Origin of the sequence: Streptomyces cavernae, assembly GCF_004023625.1 — a bacterium.
In the GTDB taxonomy this organism is placed as follows: domain Bacteria; phylum Actinomycetota; class Actinomycetes; order Streptomycetales; family Streptomycetaceae; genus Streptomyces; species Streptomyces cavernae.
In genome coordinates this window covers 198,963-213,049 of record NZ_ML137712.1, presented here as the reverse complement: position 1 = coordinate 213,049, position 14,087 = coordinate 198,963, and the positions used below count along the sequence as shown (strand labels likewise).

Below are 14,087 nucleotides of genomic sequence, written 5' to 3'. Positions count from 1 at the left end.
CCGGCGGGGCTGGCGCTGACTGCCGGGGTGAGCGGTGTCCGACGGCCGGGGGTGCGCGGTACTGCCGGCCGTGGGCGGTGTCCGACTGCGGCGGGGGTCGTCCCGCCGCAGTCCGCGCGCGAGGCTCAGCCCCCGTAGGCCCCGGAAGCCGTCAGTCGCAGCGCCGTGTCGATCAGCGGCACATGGCTGAACGCCTGCGGGAAGTTGCCCACTTGGCGCTTGAGCCGCGGGTCCCACTCCTCCGCCAGCAGGCCCAGGTCGTTGCGCAGGGCCAGCAGCTTCTCGAAGAGCTTGCGGGCCTCGTCCACGCGGCCGATCATCGCCAGGTCGTCGGCCATCCAGAACGAGCAGGCCAGGAACGCCCCCTCGTCGCCCGGCAGACCGTCCAGACCCTCGTCCTCGCCCTGGGTCGCGTACCGCAGGATGAACCCGTCCGGTGTGGACAGCTCGCGCTGGATCGCCTCGATCGTGCCGATCACGCGCTTGTCGTCCGGCGGCAGGAAGCCCATCTGCGGGATCAGCAGCAGCGAGGCGTCCAGTTCCTTGGAGCCGTAGGACTGGGTGAAGGTGTTGCGTTCCTTGTCGTAACCCTTCTCACACACGTCCCGGTGGATGTCGTCACGCAACTCACGCCACTTCTCCAGCGGACCGTCCGCGTCGCCCGACTCGATCAGCTTGATCGTGCGGTCGACGGCGACCCAGGCCATCACCTTGGAGTGCACGAAGTGCCGGCGCGGTCCGCGCACCTCCCAGATGCCCTCGTCCGGTACGTCCCAGTGGTCCTCCAGATAGCGGATCAGCTTCAGCTGGAGGAGGGAGGCGTAGTCGTTGCGCGCCAGACCGGTCATATGGGCCAGGTGCAGTGCCTCGGTGACCTCGCCATACACGTCCAGCTGCAGCTGGTGCGCGGCGCCGTTGCCGACCCGGACCGGGGCGGAGTTCTCGTAGCCGGGCAGCCAGTCCAACTCGGCCTCGCCCAGCTCCCGTTCGCCGGCGATGCCGTACATGATCTGCAGGTTCTCCGGGTCGCCCGCGACCGCGCGCAGCAGCCACTCGCGCCAGGCCCGGGCCTCCTCGCGGTAGCCGGTGCGCAGCAGCGACGACAGGGTGATCGCCGCGTCGCGCAGCCACGTGTAACGGTAGTCCCAGTTGCGGACACCGCCGATGTGCTCCGGCAGCGAGGTGGTGGGCGCGGCGACGATGCCGCCGGTCGGGGCGTACGTCAGCGCCTTGAGGGTGATCAGGGAGCGGACGACGGCCTCGCGGTAGGGGCCGTGGTACGTGCAGTGCTCCACCCAGTCGCGCCAGAACTCCTCCGTCGCCTCCAGCGACTGCTCCGGCTCCGGCAGCGCCGGCGGCTCCTTGTGCGAGGGCTGCCAGGAGATGGTGAAGGCGATGCGGTCGCCCGGCGCCACCGTGAAGTCCGCGTAGGTGGTCAGCGACTTGCCGTAGGTCTCGGCGGAGGTGTCGAACCACACGGAGTCCGGTCCGGCGACGGCCACCGTCCGGCCCTCGTGCTTGTGCACCCAGGGCACCACGCGCCCGTACGAGAAACGCATCCGCAGCGTGGAACGCATCGGGACGCGGCCCGTGACGCCCTCGACGATGCGGATCAGTTGCGGCGCGCCGTCACGGGGCGGCATGAAGTCCGTCACACGGACCGTGCCGCGCGGGGTGTCCCACTCGGACTCGAGGATCAGGGAGTCGCCACGGTACCGCCGGCGTGCGGCTCTGGGCGGTTCGGTGTCCGCCGGATGGGCCGGGCCCAGGCGCCAGAAGCCGTGCTCCTCCGTGCCGAGCAGTCCCGCGAAGACGGCATGGGAGTCGAAACGGGGCAGGCAGAGCCAGTCCACCGTCCCGTTCCGGCAGACCAGCGCTGCGGTCTGCATGTCTCCGATAAGGGCATAGTCCTCGATGTGCCCGGCCACGTGCTTCTCCAGTCGAACGGCCACGTCGCCCCCCGAGGGGCGGTCGCTCTTGCGGTCAAGGGAATGGATGTTCTTGAAAAGGGGGTTGATCGTTCTGGAAACGCCATTGCTGACGTCACTGCTGAGTGGGTTGCTGCTGAATGTGTCGCTGCTGAATGGGCTGACGAGCTCTTCGGTTCCGGGGGCACGGGCGTGGGGTGGTGCCGTTTGCCGGCCGGCTCGGCAGCAAGGGGTCCGAGCAGGATACGACGCACCTCAGTGATCCGCGTGCCGCTCCGGACAACCGGACTGCGCCGGTCGAGTGAGCGTCCCCCGGGGCCCCTGAGAACCAGTGTGCCGCTCCCCGTGGGGCGCGTGGCCGTCCGGGCGGAAAGCGTGGCGGGAAGCACTCCTGGCGGCCGGAGCACGGCCGCCCGCGCGCTGATACGCTGGTAGCCCGTGGACCGGTGGGCACGTTACCCCCGAACCGCAGCGACGGCACCTCCGGAGATCTCCGGCCCGGCAGCCGGTACGCACCCCAGACCGCGACCACGGGAGCCCCCTCTTGGCCATGCCGACTCGTTCCTCGACATCCGCGACGACCAAGCACATCTTCGTCACCGGGGGTGTCGCCTCCTCCCTCGGCAAGGGTCTGACCGCCTCCAGCCTGGGTGCGCTGCTCAAGGCCAGGGGTCTTCGGGTCACGATGCAGAAGCTCGACCCGTATCTCAACGTCGACCCGGGCACGATGAACCCCTTCCAGCACGGTGAGGTGTTCGTCACCAACGACGGCGCGGAGACCGACCTCGACATCGGGCACTACGAGCGTTTCCTCGACGTCGACCTGGACGGCTCCGCCAACGTCACCACGGGCCAGGTGTATTCGACGGTCATCGCCAAGGAGCGGCGCGGCGAGTACCTGGGCGACACCGTGCAGGTCATCCCGCACATCACCAACGAGATCAAGAACCGCATCCGGCGCATGGCGACGGAGGACGTGGATGTGGTGATCACCGAGGTGGGCGGCACCGTCGGCGACATCGAGTCGCTGCCCTTCCTGGAGACCGTGCGCCAGGTCCGGCACGAGGTCGGCCGGGACAACGTCTTCGTCGTTCACATCTCTCTCCTGCCTTACATCGGCCCCTCGGGAGAGCTGAAGACGAAGCCGACCCAGCACTCGGTTGCGGCGCTGCGCAACATCGGTATCCAGCCGGACGCGATCGTGCTGCGCGCCGACCGTGACGTGCCCACCGCGATCAAGCGCAAGATCTCGCTGATGTGCGACGTCGACGAGGCGGCCGTGGTCGCGGCCATCGACGCCAAGTCGATCTACGACATCCCGAAGGTGCTGCACACCGAGGGCCTCGACGCCTACGTCGTGCGCAAGCTCGACCTGCCGTTCCGGGACGTGGACTGGACGATCTGGGACGACCTGCTCGACCGTGTCCACAACCCGCGGCACGAGATCCACCTCGCGCTCGTCGGCAAGTACATCGACCTGCCCGACGCCTATCTCTCCGTGACCGAGGCACTGCGCGCGGGCGGCTTCGCCAACCACGCCCGCGTGAAGATCAAGTGGGTCACCTCCGACGACTGCAAGACCCCGGCGGGCGCCGCGAAGCAGCTCGGGGACGTGGACGCGATCTGCATCCCCGGCGGCTTCGGCGACCGCGGTGTCTCCGGCAAGGTCGGCGCGATCCAGTACGCCCGCGAGAACAGGATCCCGCTGCTCGGCCTCTGCCTCGGCCTGCAGTGCATCGTCATCGAGGCGGCACGCAACCTCGCGGGCATCGACGACGCCAACTCCACCGAGTTCGACTCCGGCACCGGCCACCCGGTGATCTCCACCATGGCCGAGCAGCTCGACATCGTCGCCGGCGAGGGCGACATGGGTGGCACCATGCGGCTGGGCATGTACCCGGCGAAGCTCGCCGAGGGGTCGCTGGTGCGGGAGGTGTACGACGGCAAGGAGTACGTCGAGGAGCGGCACCGGCACCGCTACGAGGTCAACAACGCCTACCGGGCCGAGCTGGAGAAGAAGGCCGGGCTGGTGTTCTCCGGCACGTCGCCGGACGGCAAGCTCGTGGAGTACGTCGAGTACGCGCGTGACGTCCACCCTTATCTGGTCGCCACGCAGGCCCACCCCGAGCTGCGCTCCCGGCCGACCCGGCCGCACCCGCTGTTCACGGGACTGATCCGGGCGGCGGTCGCGCGGCAGCGCGACATGGGCAAGACGGGCGAGTGACACGAGAGCTGTACGGTTGCCGGGGTGCGGGCGTTCACGGTCCCTGCCCCGGCTCCGGCCGGTCCGGGATTGTGCGTGTGGGAGGACGAGTCGACATGACCATCAAGGACACCCCGGAGGAGTGGGAGATCAGGGCGACCGCCACTCCCTTCGTCGGGAACAAGACCTCCGTGCGCACCGACGACGTGGTCATGCCGGACGGTTCGGTTGTGCACCGCGACTACCAGGTCCACCCCGGTTCGGTGGCCGTCCTCGCCCTCGACGACCAGGACCGGGTGCTGGTGCTCCGCCAGTACCGCCACCCCGTGCGGCACAAGCTCTGGGAGATCCCCGCCGGGCTGCTCGACGTGCCCGGTGAGAACCCGCTGCACGCGGCGCAGCGGGAGCTGTACGAAGAGGCCCATGTGAAGGCCGAGGACTGGCGTGTCCTTACCGACGTCTACACCACACCCGGCGGCTGCGACGAGGCCGTCCGCATCTTCCTCGCGCGGGATCTGTCCGAGGCGGAGGGGCGGCGGTTCGTGGTCGAGGACGAGGAAGCGGACATGGAGCTGGCCCGGGTGCCGGTGGAGGAGCTGGTGCGGGGCGTACTGGCGGGGGAGTTGCACAACAACTGTCTGGTGGTGGGGGTTCTTTCCCTGGTGGCCGCGCGGGGCGGGGACGGGCTCGACGCGCTGCGGCCCGCGGACGCGCCGTGGCCGGCCCGGCCGTTCGAGGCGTAGGCCCGCCGGCCGCCGCCTGACTGCTCGTCTGTGCCGAGGTGGGGTTTTCGCCCCACCTCCGCCCTACCCGTCCGTGTTCCCGAGGCTCCCCCTCCATGGCGTGGCGGCGGCCGATGGCACCTGCGAGCTCTTCGACACGGTCTTCCGCGCCCCGGAGGCGAACGGACTCCCGCTCATCGGCGTGAACCGCACCGTCATCGGGCTTCCCTCAAGCTCTGTCCGGGGCGGACTCCCGGGTCCGAGTGGAACCCCCGGGTTCGTGGCAGGTAGGGGCGGGGGCGAAAAACCCGCTCTGCGTGGCATCCGCACTCACCGCCCGGTCGTACCATCACCTGATCCGATCGAGGGACCTCCCTGCCGTGATTCACCAGGTGCGTTGCAGAGCGTGAACTAGGCTCGGAGGACGCCCGGACCGGAGTCCCGGCTTGGCAGGTGTGCGCAGTGGGACGGGAGCGTGGCCCGTGACGGAACAGGCAGGGGACAGCGGCGACACCATCGTGTCGGCACAGGAGCAGCGCCCGGCTGCCGCCTCCGCCCCCACGGAGAGTCAGTTTCTTGGCCGCACAAGGGAGTTGAAGGAACTCCGGGCCGACATCGAGCGCGCCGGACTCGACACGCTCGCGGGCCGCAAGGCTCCCCGCGCACGGGTGCTGCTGATCGCCGGACGCCCCGGCTCCGGCCGCACCGCGCTCGCCGAGGAACTCGCCCGGCAGGTCGCCGAGAGTTACCCGGACGGAAGTCTGCGGGCCCGACTGACCGACCTGGACGGCACCCCCGTACCCACCGACCGCACCGCACGCGAACTGCTCGCCGCGCTCGGTGTGTCCGCGCCCCCCGGCGCCGATGAGGACGACCTCACCGAAACCCTGCGTGAGGCGCTCGCCACCCGTCGCGTGCTGCTCCTGCTGGACGACGCGGCCGACGCGGAACAGGTCGACGCACTGCTCCCCGACACCCCCGACTGCCTGGTCGTCGCGGTGTCGGCCGGACCGCTGACCGGGATCCCGGACGTCCGGCCCTGCACGCTGGGCGGTCTGGACACCAAGTCCGGGGTGGAACTCCTCGAGCGCTACACCGGCTCGGTCCGTATCACCGTCGACCCGCTCGCCGCCGAGGGCCTGGTCGAGAGTTGCGCCGGTCAGCCCGCCGCGCTGATGATCGCCGGGGCCTGGCTCGGTGCCCGGCCCAAGGCCGCCGTCGCCGACCTGGGCCGACAACTGCGCAGCGGCCCGGAAAGCGCGGAGAGCGCGCCCCTGACCCGGGTCTTCCGGCTCGCCCACGCCGCGCTGAACCCCTCAGCGGCCCGCACCCTGCGGCTGCTCTCGCTCGCACCCGCCGGACTGGTCGACCCGCACACCGCCTCGGCGCTGGCGGGCTGTTCGGTCCCCGACGCCGGCGCCGCACTGGAGGACTTCGTACGGCTCGGCTTCCTGCACGCCGTGGACTCGCCGCTGCCGCAGTACGAGGTCCGGGCCTGTCTGCTGCCCGAGCTGAGGCTGCTCGCCAGGAGCGAGGAGCGGCCCGCCGAACTCCAGTTGGCCCGGGCCAGGATGCTGGAACGGACCGTACGGCTGCTGCAGTCGTGTCGTGCGATCACCGAGACCGACAGCCTGCTCGCCCGGGACCGGCTCGCCGAACTGCCCAAGGCACTGCGCTTCCCGGACCCCAGGGCCGCCGCCGAATGGCTGCGCATCCGCCGGCCCGCGCTGCTGGCCGCGGCCCGGACCGCCGCCGCCGACGGCGAGCTGGACACCCTGGCGCGCCGTCTCCTGGCCGCCCTCGTCCGGGCCATGGTGGCCCACTTCGGCACCAGGGCGTCTGCACCCGAGCTGTACGAACTGCACCGGCTCCTGCTCGACGTGGCCGAGCGCCGCGACCTGCCGCGCGAGAAGGCCGCCGCGCTGCTCAACCTCGCCGACCTGGACGCCGAAGCCGGCCGGACGACGCAGGCCCTCGCCCGCTACCGGGCCGCCCTGGACGCCGGACGTGCGGCGAACGACCCGTACACGACCGGGCGCGCCATGGAATCCGTAGGTGCCGCCCACCAGGAACTGGGGGACCACGACCGGGCCGCCGACTGGTACGGCCGCGCGCTCGCCCAGCGGCTCGCCCGGGACGAGCGGGAGGACGCCGCCCGGCTGTACGGCCGCATCGCCGTCGCACACACCCACGCCGGCCGCTACGACGAGGCGCTGCGCAACTGGAGCTCCGCCGTCACCGGGCACCGCCGGAACGGCGATCCCGCGGCCCTGGCACGGGCGTTGAGCGAGACCGCGCGGGTCCACGAGCAGGCGGGTCGCCCCGAGGAGGCACTGCGCCTCGGCGAGGAGGCGGTCGAGTGGGCACGCCACGCCGAGGACGCACGGCTGCAGGCCGCGCTGCGGCTGCGACTCGCCGACACGCTGGAGCGCCTCGGGGACCCGGCGGCCGCCCGGCTGCACCGCGCCGCGGCCGAGCGCATGCTGGGAGACGAGGTCCAGGAGCGCGATCCAGCCATGCAGACCATGGAACAAGGCGCTAACACCTGCGAAATCCGTAGTACATCAGCCGAAGATTGATGCATTGAAAGGCTAGACACGGGGAACACCTTCATTAGACTGGCTCTGCCGCACCTTCTCGTGCGGTGTCTCCTGGTACGCCCCGTGCGTTCCGGTATGTGCGCGTTTCCACAATCCCTGAGCCAAGGACCGTGATCGACGTGAAGGTCGGCATTCCCCGCGAGGTCAAGAACAACGAGTTCCGGGTGGCCATCACCCCCGCCGGTGTGCACGAGCTGGTGCGACACGGCCACCAGGTCGTCATCGAACGGAACGCAGGCGTCGGCTCCTCCATCACGGACGCCGAGTTCGTCGCGGCCGGCGCCGAGATCCTCGGGACCGCCGACGAGGTCTGGGCCACCGCCGACCTGCTGCTCAAGGTCAAGGAGCCCATCGCCGAGGAGTACCACCGCCTCCGCAAGGACCAGACGCTCTTCACGTATCTGCACCTGGCCGCCTCCAAGGAGTGCACCGAGGCCCTGCTGGAGTCGGGCACCACGGCGATCGCGTACGAGACCGTCGAACTCCCCAACCGTGCCCTGCCGCTGCTCGCGCCCATGTCCGAGGTGGCCGGACGGCTCGCCCCGCAGGTCGGCGCTTACCACCTGATGCGCACCAACGGCGGTCGCGGCGTGCTGCCCGGCGGTGTCCCGGGCGTGGCGGCCGGCCGGGCGGTGGTCATCGGCGGCGGTGTCTCCGGCTGGAACGCCGCGCAGATCGCCATCGGCATGGGTTTCCACGTGACCCTGCTCGACAAGGACATCAACAAGCTCAAGGAAGCCGACCGGGTCTTCGGCACCCGGATCCAGACCGTTGTCTCCAACGCCTTCGAACTGGAGAAGGCGTGCCTGGAGGCCGACCTCGTCATCGGCGCCGTCCTCATCCCGGGAGCCAAGGCACCGAAACTGGTCACCAACGAGCTGGTGGCGCGGATGAAGCCGGGAAGTGTCCTTGTCGACATCGCCATCGATCAGGGCGGCTGCTTCGAGGACTCGCGTCCCACCACCCACGCCGAGCCGACCTTCCCGGTCCACGACTCGGTCTTTTACTGCGTCGCCAACATGCCCGGCGCGGTCCCCAACACCTCGACGTACGCGCTGACCAACGCCACGCTCCCGTACATCGTGGAACTCGCCGACCGCGGCTGGGTCGAGGCGCTGCGCCGCGACCCCGCACTCGCCCAGGGTCTCAACACGCATGACGGCAAGGTCGTTTACCGCGAGGTCGCGGAGACGCACGGCCTGGAGCACGTCGAACTGGACTCGCTGCTCGGCTGATCCGGGAGTCGTCGCAGGTGAAGGGTGTGTGAAGGGCGTTCGTCAACGCACATCGTCAACGGATCGAATCCGGCCGGACCTTGCCCCCGAGGTCCGGCCGGAGACGTTTCGGAGCACGCCGAAGCGCGGGGCAACTCGCCTCGAACGTAGCCCTTTAACCTATTCGCACACCCGGGAAACCCGGCATGCGACGCCCGTACGCCCTTGACAGCGGGATGTTCCGTTGCCGACACATCGGGCCGGGTCCGGCGGATTGTGTTGCTGCGAACCGCCGACACGCCATAGAGTCGCCAACCGTCGGCATGGTGCCACGCTGACCTATCTAGAAGTTTCCTGGTCACCAAGGAGGTAAGACGACTTGTGAATGAGTCGACATTTACTCCCGGGGGTGGTCAACCAGGAATGCCTGCGCGGGGCCAGGGGCCCACGGGGCTCGAGGCTGTCGGCTCCGTAGCGGTGCGTACCTTCGCAGCCCGCCAGAGTCCCCGCGTGACTCAGACAGCACACCAGAGCATGGATGGCCATCACGTGAACGCCATGGCCGGCAACGGAAGTGGCGAGAACCACACCCACTTCGCCGACTACGACGACCTGCCCGAGGGGCACTTCTACGACCCCGACGCCGAGTACGAGCCGGATCCCGAGTACGCGGCCACGCTCGCACCCGACGCCGCCCGCCAGCGCCGCGAACGCATCGGCCCGACGGGACGCCCGCTGCCCTACTTCCCGATCCCGGGCCCGCTGACCGACCACGGCCCCGCGAAGATCATCGCGATGTGCAACCAGAAGGGCGGCGTGGGCAAGACGACGTCGACCATCAACCTGGGCGCCGCGCTCGCGGAGTACGGACGGCGTGTCCTGCTGGTCGACTTCGACCCGCAGGGGGCGCTGTCGGTCGGCCTGGGCGTCAACCCGATGGAGCTCGACCTCACCGTCTACAACCTGCTCATGGAGCGGGGCATGGCGGCCGACGAGGTCCTGCTGAAGACCGCGGTCCCCAACATGGACCTGCTGCCCAGCAACATCGACCTGTCCGCCGCCGAAGTGCAGCTGGTGAGCGAGGTCGCCCGCGAGTCGACGCTGCAGCGCGCCCTGAAGCCGCTGATGGCCGACTACGACTACATCGTGATCGACTGTCAGCCCTCGCTCGGTCTGCTGACCGTGAACGCGCTGACGGCGGCGCACAAGGTGATCGTCCCGCTGGAGTGCGAGTTCTTCGCCCTCCGTGGTGTGGCGCTGCTCACCGAGACCATCGAGAAGGTCCAGGAGCGGCTCAACCCGGAGCTGGAGCTCGACGGAATCCTCGCCACCATGTACGACTCGCGCACGGTACACAGCCGTGAGGTGCTCGCGCGTGTCGTCGAGGCCTTCGACGACCACGTCTACCACACGGTCATCGGGCGTACGGTCCGCTTCCCGGAGACCACGGTCGCCGGTGAGCCGATCACCACCTACGCGTCCAACTCCGTCGGTGCCGCCGCCTATCGCCAGCTCGCCAGGGAGGTGCTCGCCCGGTGTCACGCCGAGTGAGTCTGCCGGGGGCCGACGAACTGTTCCGTACCACCGGGGGAATGGCGCTGCAGTCGTCCACCCCCAGGCGCCAGGCCAACGGCGAGGCCCGGGTGCCGGCTCCGGCGGGCGAGAGCGATCCCGCCGCCGCGGAGGACGCACCGCCGTCGGTGCCCGTGCAGGGCGGGGACGGCGAGGGCGACGAGCACGTCGCCGCCGAGCCGGAGGGTGATGCGGGGGAACCGCGCAGCCGGTCCGCCTCGGTTGCCGCCGAGCGCCCCGTTCGGCGTGAGCCGGCCGCGCCCGCGCAGGAAGGTTCTGCCGCGGCGGGCACCCGGAAGCGGGGGCGTGCGGCCCGGCGGCCCAGCGGCCGGGAACGGCACGACGAGAAGATCACCGTGTATGTGTCGGCCGAGGAACTCATGGACCTCGAGCACGCCCGGCTGGTGCTCCGCGGTGAGCACGGGCTCGCCGTCGACCGGGGCCGCATCGTTCGCGAGGCGGTGGCCGTGGTGCTGGCGGACCTGGAATCCCGGGGAGATGCGAGCATCCTGGTGCGGAGGCTCCGGGGCCGGTAGGCGGTAGCCTTCGACCGCTATGACCTCGTACGAACCCTCCGGCCGCGGCGGCCGCCGACGTGCCCTCGGCCGGGGCCCCGGCACCCCACAGCCCGGCCGGCCCGAGGACGGCTCAGCCCCGGCACCCCACCCGACGCCCGCCGAGGGCGCACCGTCCGGCGACCGGGCTCCGGTGGGTGACGAGCCCTCGCCCGCGACGGAACACGATTCCGAGGAGCGCGATTCGGGGCGGAGCTCCGGGCCGGTGGGGGCGGAGCCCGGAGGCGGAGCCTCGGCGGCTGGTTCGCCCACCGGTGGTGTGGCTGCCAGTGGTGCGGTCGCCAGCGGTGCGTTCGGTGCGGATTCCGTTGATGTGACTGCCAGTGGTGCGGTTGCCAGTGATGCGGTTGGGCTGGGCGCGAGGCCGGGTGCCCAGGCGCTCGCCGGTGACAGCGGGTCGGTGGCCGTTGAGGCCGGCGAGGCGAGCGAGGCAAGCGAGGCAAGCGAGGCAGGCGGGGGCCTCGACGCCGTTGTCAGTGAGGCGCATACCGGTGAGCCCCGTGGGGGCGCCGAGGCCGGTGTCAGTGACGTACGTACCGGAAAGTCCACCGTGGGCGCCGAGGCCGGGGGAGGGGTCTTCAAGGTTCGGCTGGCGAACTTCGAGGGGCCCTTCGACCTGCTCCTGCAGCTCATCTCCAAGCACAAGCTCGACGTCACCGAAGTCGCCCTCTCCAAGGTCACCGACGAGTTCATGGCGCACATCCGGGCCATGGGACCGGACTGGGACCTGGACCAGACGACCGAGTTCCTCGTCGTCGCGGCCACCCTGCTCGACCTGAAGGCGGCCAGGCTGCTGCCCGCCGCCGAGGTCGAGGACGAGGCCGACCTCGCCCTGCTGGAAGCCCGCGACCTGCTCTTCGCGCGGCTGTTGCAGTACCGCGCTTATAAACAGATCGCCGAGATCTTCAGCGGACGGCTCGACGACGAGGCCAAGCGCTACCCCCGTACCGTCGGACTCGAGGCCCACCACGCGGAACTGCTCCCCGAAGTCGTCATCAACATCGGTGCCGAGGGGTTCGCCAAGCTCGCGGTCAAGGCGATGCAGCCCAAGCCCAAGCCGCAGGTGTACGTCGACCACATCCACGCCCCACTGGTCAGCGTCCAGGAGCAGGCCGCAGTCGTCGTGGCCCGGCTGCGCGCACTTGGTGAGGCCAGCTTCCGTACGCTCGTCGAGGACACCGACGACACCCTCACCGTCGTAGCCCGCTTCCTCGCCCTGCTCGAGCTGTACCGGGAGAAGGCCGTCGCCCTCGACCAGGAGACCGCGCTCGGCGAACTGATCGTGCGCTGGACCGGCGGCGAGGGCGAGGATGAGCCGAGGATCACGGACGAGTTCGACCGGCCGCCCGAGCAGCCCCAGGACACCACCGACGACACCAAGGACAAGCAGGAGGAGACGGCGTGAGTGAGACCGGGCAGCAGGCCCCGGCGGGCCTGGCCACCGTCGCCGAACTCGACCTCAAACCCGCCCTGGAGGCCGTCCTCATGGTCGTGGACGAGCCCGCGACCGAGGAGCACCTCGCGAAGATACTGGAGCGGCCCCGGCGGCAGATCGCGGACGCCCTGCGAGCGCTCGCCGACGAATACACCGTGCAGGGCCGCGGTTTCGAACTGCGCCTGGTCGCGGGCGGCTGGCGGTTCTACACCCGCCCCGAGTACTCCGCGGCCGTCGAGCGCTTCGTGCTGGACGGCCAGCAGGCCCGCCTCACCCAGGCGGCGCTGGAGACACTGGCGGTGGTCGCCTACCGCCAGCCGGTCAGCCGTTCCCGGGTCTCGGCCGTGCGCGGGGTGAACTGTGACGGTGTGATGCGCACCCTGTTGCAGCGCGGTCTGGTCGAGGAGGCGGGCACGGAACCCGAGACAGGTGCGATCCTGTACAGGACGACGAACTACTTCCTGGAGCGGATGGGCCTGCGCGGCCTGGACGAACTCCCGGAGCTCGCGCCCTTCCTGCCCGAGGCGGAGGCGATCGAGGCCGAGACACAGGAAGCCGTGCCGTCGTTCGATCCGGACGCACCCGAGCCGGACGCGCCGATCGCGGGCGCGTACGCGCCGGGCGCACCGGAGACAGACGACCCGACGACGACGGAACTTTGATGCGAAGCAGCGGCAGCGGAAAGAGTGGCGGACGCGGTAACTACCGCGGGGCCGGCAACAACAGGGACCAGAAGCAGGGGCAGGGGCAGGGCCGTCCCCGCAAGCCCCGTCCCGAGGAGCGCCGCTACGACGTGGGCCCCGGTGCCACGCAGGACGGCCCCAAGTCCGGGCGCGGCGGTTCCGCGCGCGGCGGCGCCAAGGGCGGCCCGAAGAAGCCCCAGCAGTCCCCGTCCGAGCAGCGCCGCGGAGGCGGCCGGACGGCACCCGCGCGCTCCCGTGAGTACGAGGCCCGGGCCGAGGAGCGCAACCGGGAGCGGTACGCGGGCAAGAAGGAGATCAAGCTGCCCAAGACCTTCCCCGGCGCCGAGCAGGAGGGCGAGCGGCTGCAGAAGGTGCTCGCCCGGGCCGGCTACGGCTCCCGGCGTGCCTGCGAGGAGCTGATCGAGGAGGCGCGGGTCGAGGTCAACGGAGAGATCGTCCTCGAACAGGGCCTCAGGGTCGACCCGGAGAAGGACGAGATCAAGGTCGACGGGCTGACCGTGGCCACGCAGTCGTACCAGTTCTTCTCGCTCAACAAGCCCGCCGGTGTGGTGTCCACCATGGAGGATCCCGAGGGCCGGCAGTGCCTCGGCGACTACGTCACCAACCGGGAGACCCGTCTCTTCCACGTGGGCCGCCTCGACACCGAGACCGAGGGCGTCATCCTGCTCACCAACCACGGCGAGCTGGCACACCGGCTGACCCACCCCAAGTACGGCGTGAAGAAGACCTACCTCGCGCACATCGTCGGCCCGATCCCGCGCGACCTGGGCAAGCAGCTCAAGGACGGCATCCAGCTGGAGGACGGCTACGCGCGCGCGGACCACTTCCGCGTGGTCGAGCAGACCGGCAAGAACTACCTCGTCGAGGTGACCCTGCACGAGGGCCGCAAGCACATCGTGCGCCGGATGCTCGCCGAGGCCGGCTTCCCGGTGGACAAGCTGGTGCGCACCGCCTTCGGGCCGATCACCCTCGGCGACCAGAAGTCGGGCTGGCTGCGCCGGCTGTCCAACACCGAGGTGGGGATGCTGATGCGCGAGGTCGATCTGTAGTTCCTGTCCGCTGCGCACGCCGTCGGGCGGGGCCCGGGCCCCCCGGCCCCGCCCCCCGCGGTTGCCCGCGGGGGGTGGGGGGGGG

The 14,087-nt window shown here is 70.5% G+C and carries 10 protein-coding genes; 9 read left to right on the top strand and 1 reads right to left on the bottom strand.

What is annotated here, in order from left to right; translation table 11 throughout:
* Window positions 1-125: 125 nt before the first annotated feature.
* Window positions 126-1,928 (bottom strand): glycoside hydrolase family 15 protein, encoded by a 1,803-nt coding sequence (locus EF387_RS06965; protein WP_128375629.1) that lies wholly within the window; start codon window positions 1,926-1,928, stop codon window positions 126-128.
* A gap of 550 nt (window positions 1,929-2,478) precedes the next feature.
* Here EF387_RS06965 and EF387_RS06960 point away from each other — a divergent pair.
* From EF387_RS06960 to EF387_RS06920, 9 genes are all read left to right on the top strand, one after another.
* The gene (locus EF387_RS06960; RefSeq protein WP_128375601.1) at window positions 2,479-4,152 is read left to right on the top strand and encodes a CTP synthase; all 1,674 of its coding nucleotides are present in this window, start codon (window positions 2,479-2,481) and stop codon (window positions 4,150-4,152) included.
* A gap of 95 nt (window positions 4,153-4,247) precedes the next feature.
* A complete protein-coding gene (locus EF387_RS06955) occupies window positions 4,248-4,874 on the top strand; it encodes an NUDIX domain-containing protein (RefSeq protein ID WP_128375600.1) in 627 nt (208 codons plus the stop codon).
* Window positions 4,875-5,335: 461 nt separating this feature from the next.
* Window positions 5,336-7,432 carry a tetratricopeptide repeat protein gene (locus EF387_RS06950; RefSeq protein WP_128375599.1) on the top strand — a complete coding sequence of 699 codons (2,097 nt, stop codon included), beginning with the start codon at window positions 5,336-5,338 and terminating at the stop codon, window positions 7,430-7,432.
* A 131-nt stretch (window positions 7,433-7,563) separates the two neighbouring features.
* On the top strand, window positions 7,564-8,688 hold the full coding sequence (gene ald, locus EF387_RS06945) for an alanine dehydrogenase (protein ID WP_128375598.1): 1,125 nt from the start codon (window positions 7,564-7,566) through the stop codon (window positions 8,686-8,688).
* Window positions 8,689-9,090: 402 nt separating this feature from the next.
* Entirely contained in the window at window positions 9,091-10,218 is a 1,128-nt protein-coding gene (locus EF387_RS06940; RefSeq protein ID WP_128375597.1) for a ParA family protein, read from the top strand.
* Window positions 10,203-10,775, top strand: a complete 573-nt coding sequence (locus EF387_RS06935; RefSeq protein WP_128375596.1) for a hypothetical protein — start codon at window positions 10,203-10,205, stop codon at window positions 10,773-10,775. The genes EF387_RS06940 and EF387_RS06935 overlap by 16 nt, the downstream gene beginning before the upstream one ends.
* A 352-nt stretch (window positions 10,776-11,127) precedes the next feature.
* Window positions 11,128-12,219, top strand: a complete 1,092-nt coding sequence (locus EF387_RS06930) for a segregation and condensation protein A (protein ID WP_420802536.1) — start codon at window positions 11,128-11,130, stop codon at window positions 12,217-12,219.
* Complete coding sequence (scpB, locus tag EF387_RS06925) at window positions 12,216-12,911, top strand: SMC-Scp complex subunit ScpB (RefSeq protein ID WP_128375595.1); 696 nt, start codon at window positions 12,216-12,218, stop codon at window positions 12,909-12,911. The genes EF387_RS06930 and scpB overlap by 4 nt, the downstream gene beginning before the upstream one ends.
* On the top strand, window positions 12,911-14,002 hold the full coding sequence (locus EF387_RS06920) for a pseudouridine synthase (protein WP_128375594.1): 1,092 nt from the start codon (window positions 12,911-12,913) through the stop codon (window positions 14,000-14,002). The genes scpB and EF387_RS06920 overlap by 1 nt, the downstream gene beginning before the upstream one ends.
* Window positions 14,003-14,087: the final 85 nt, after the last annotated feature.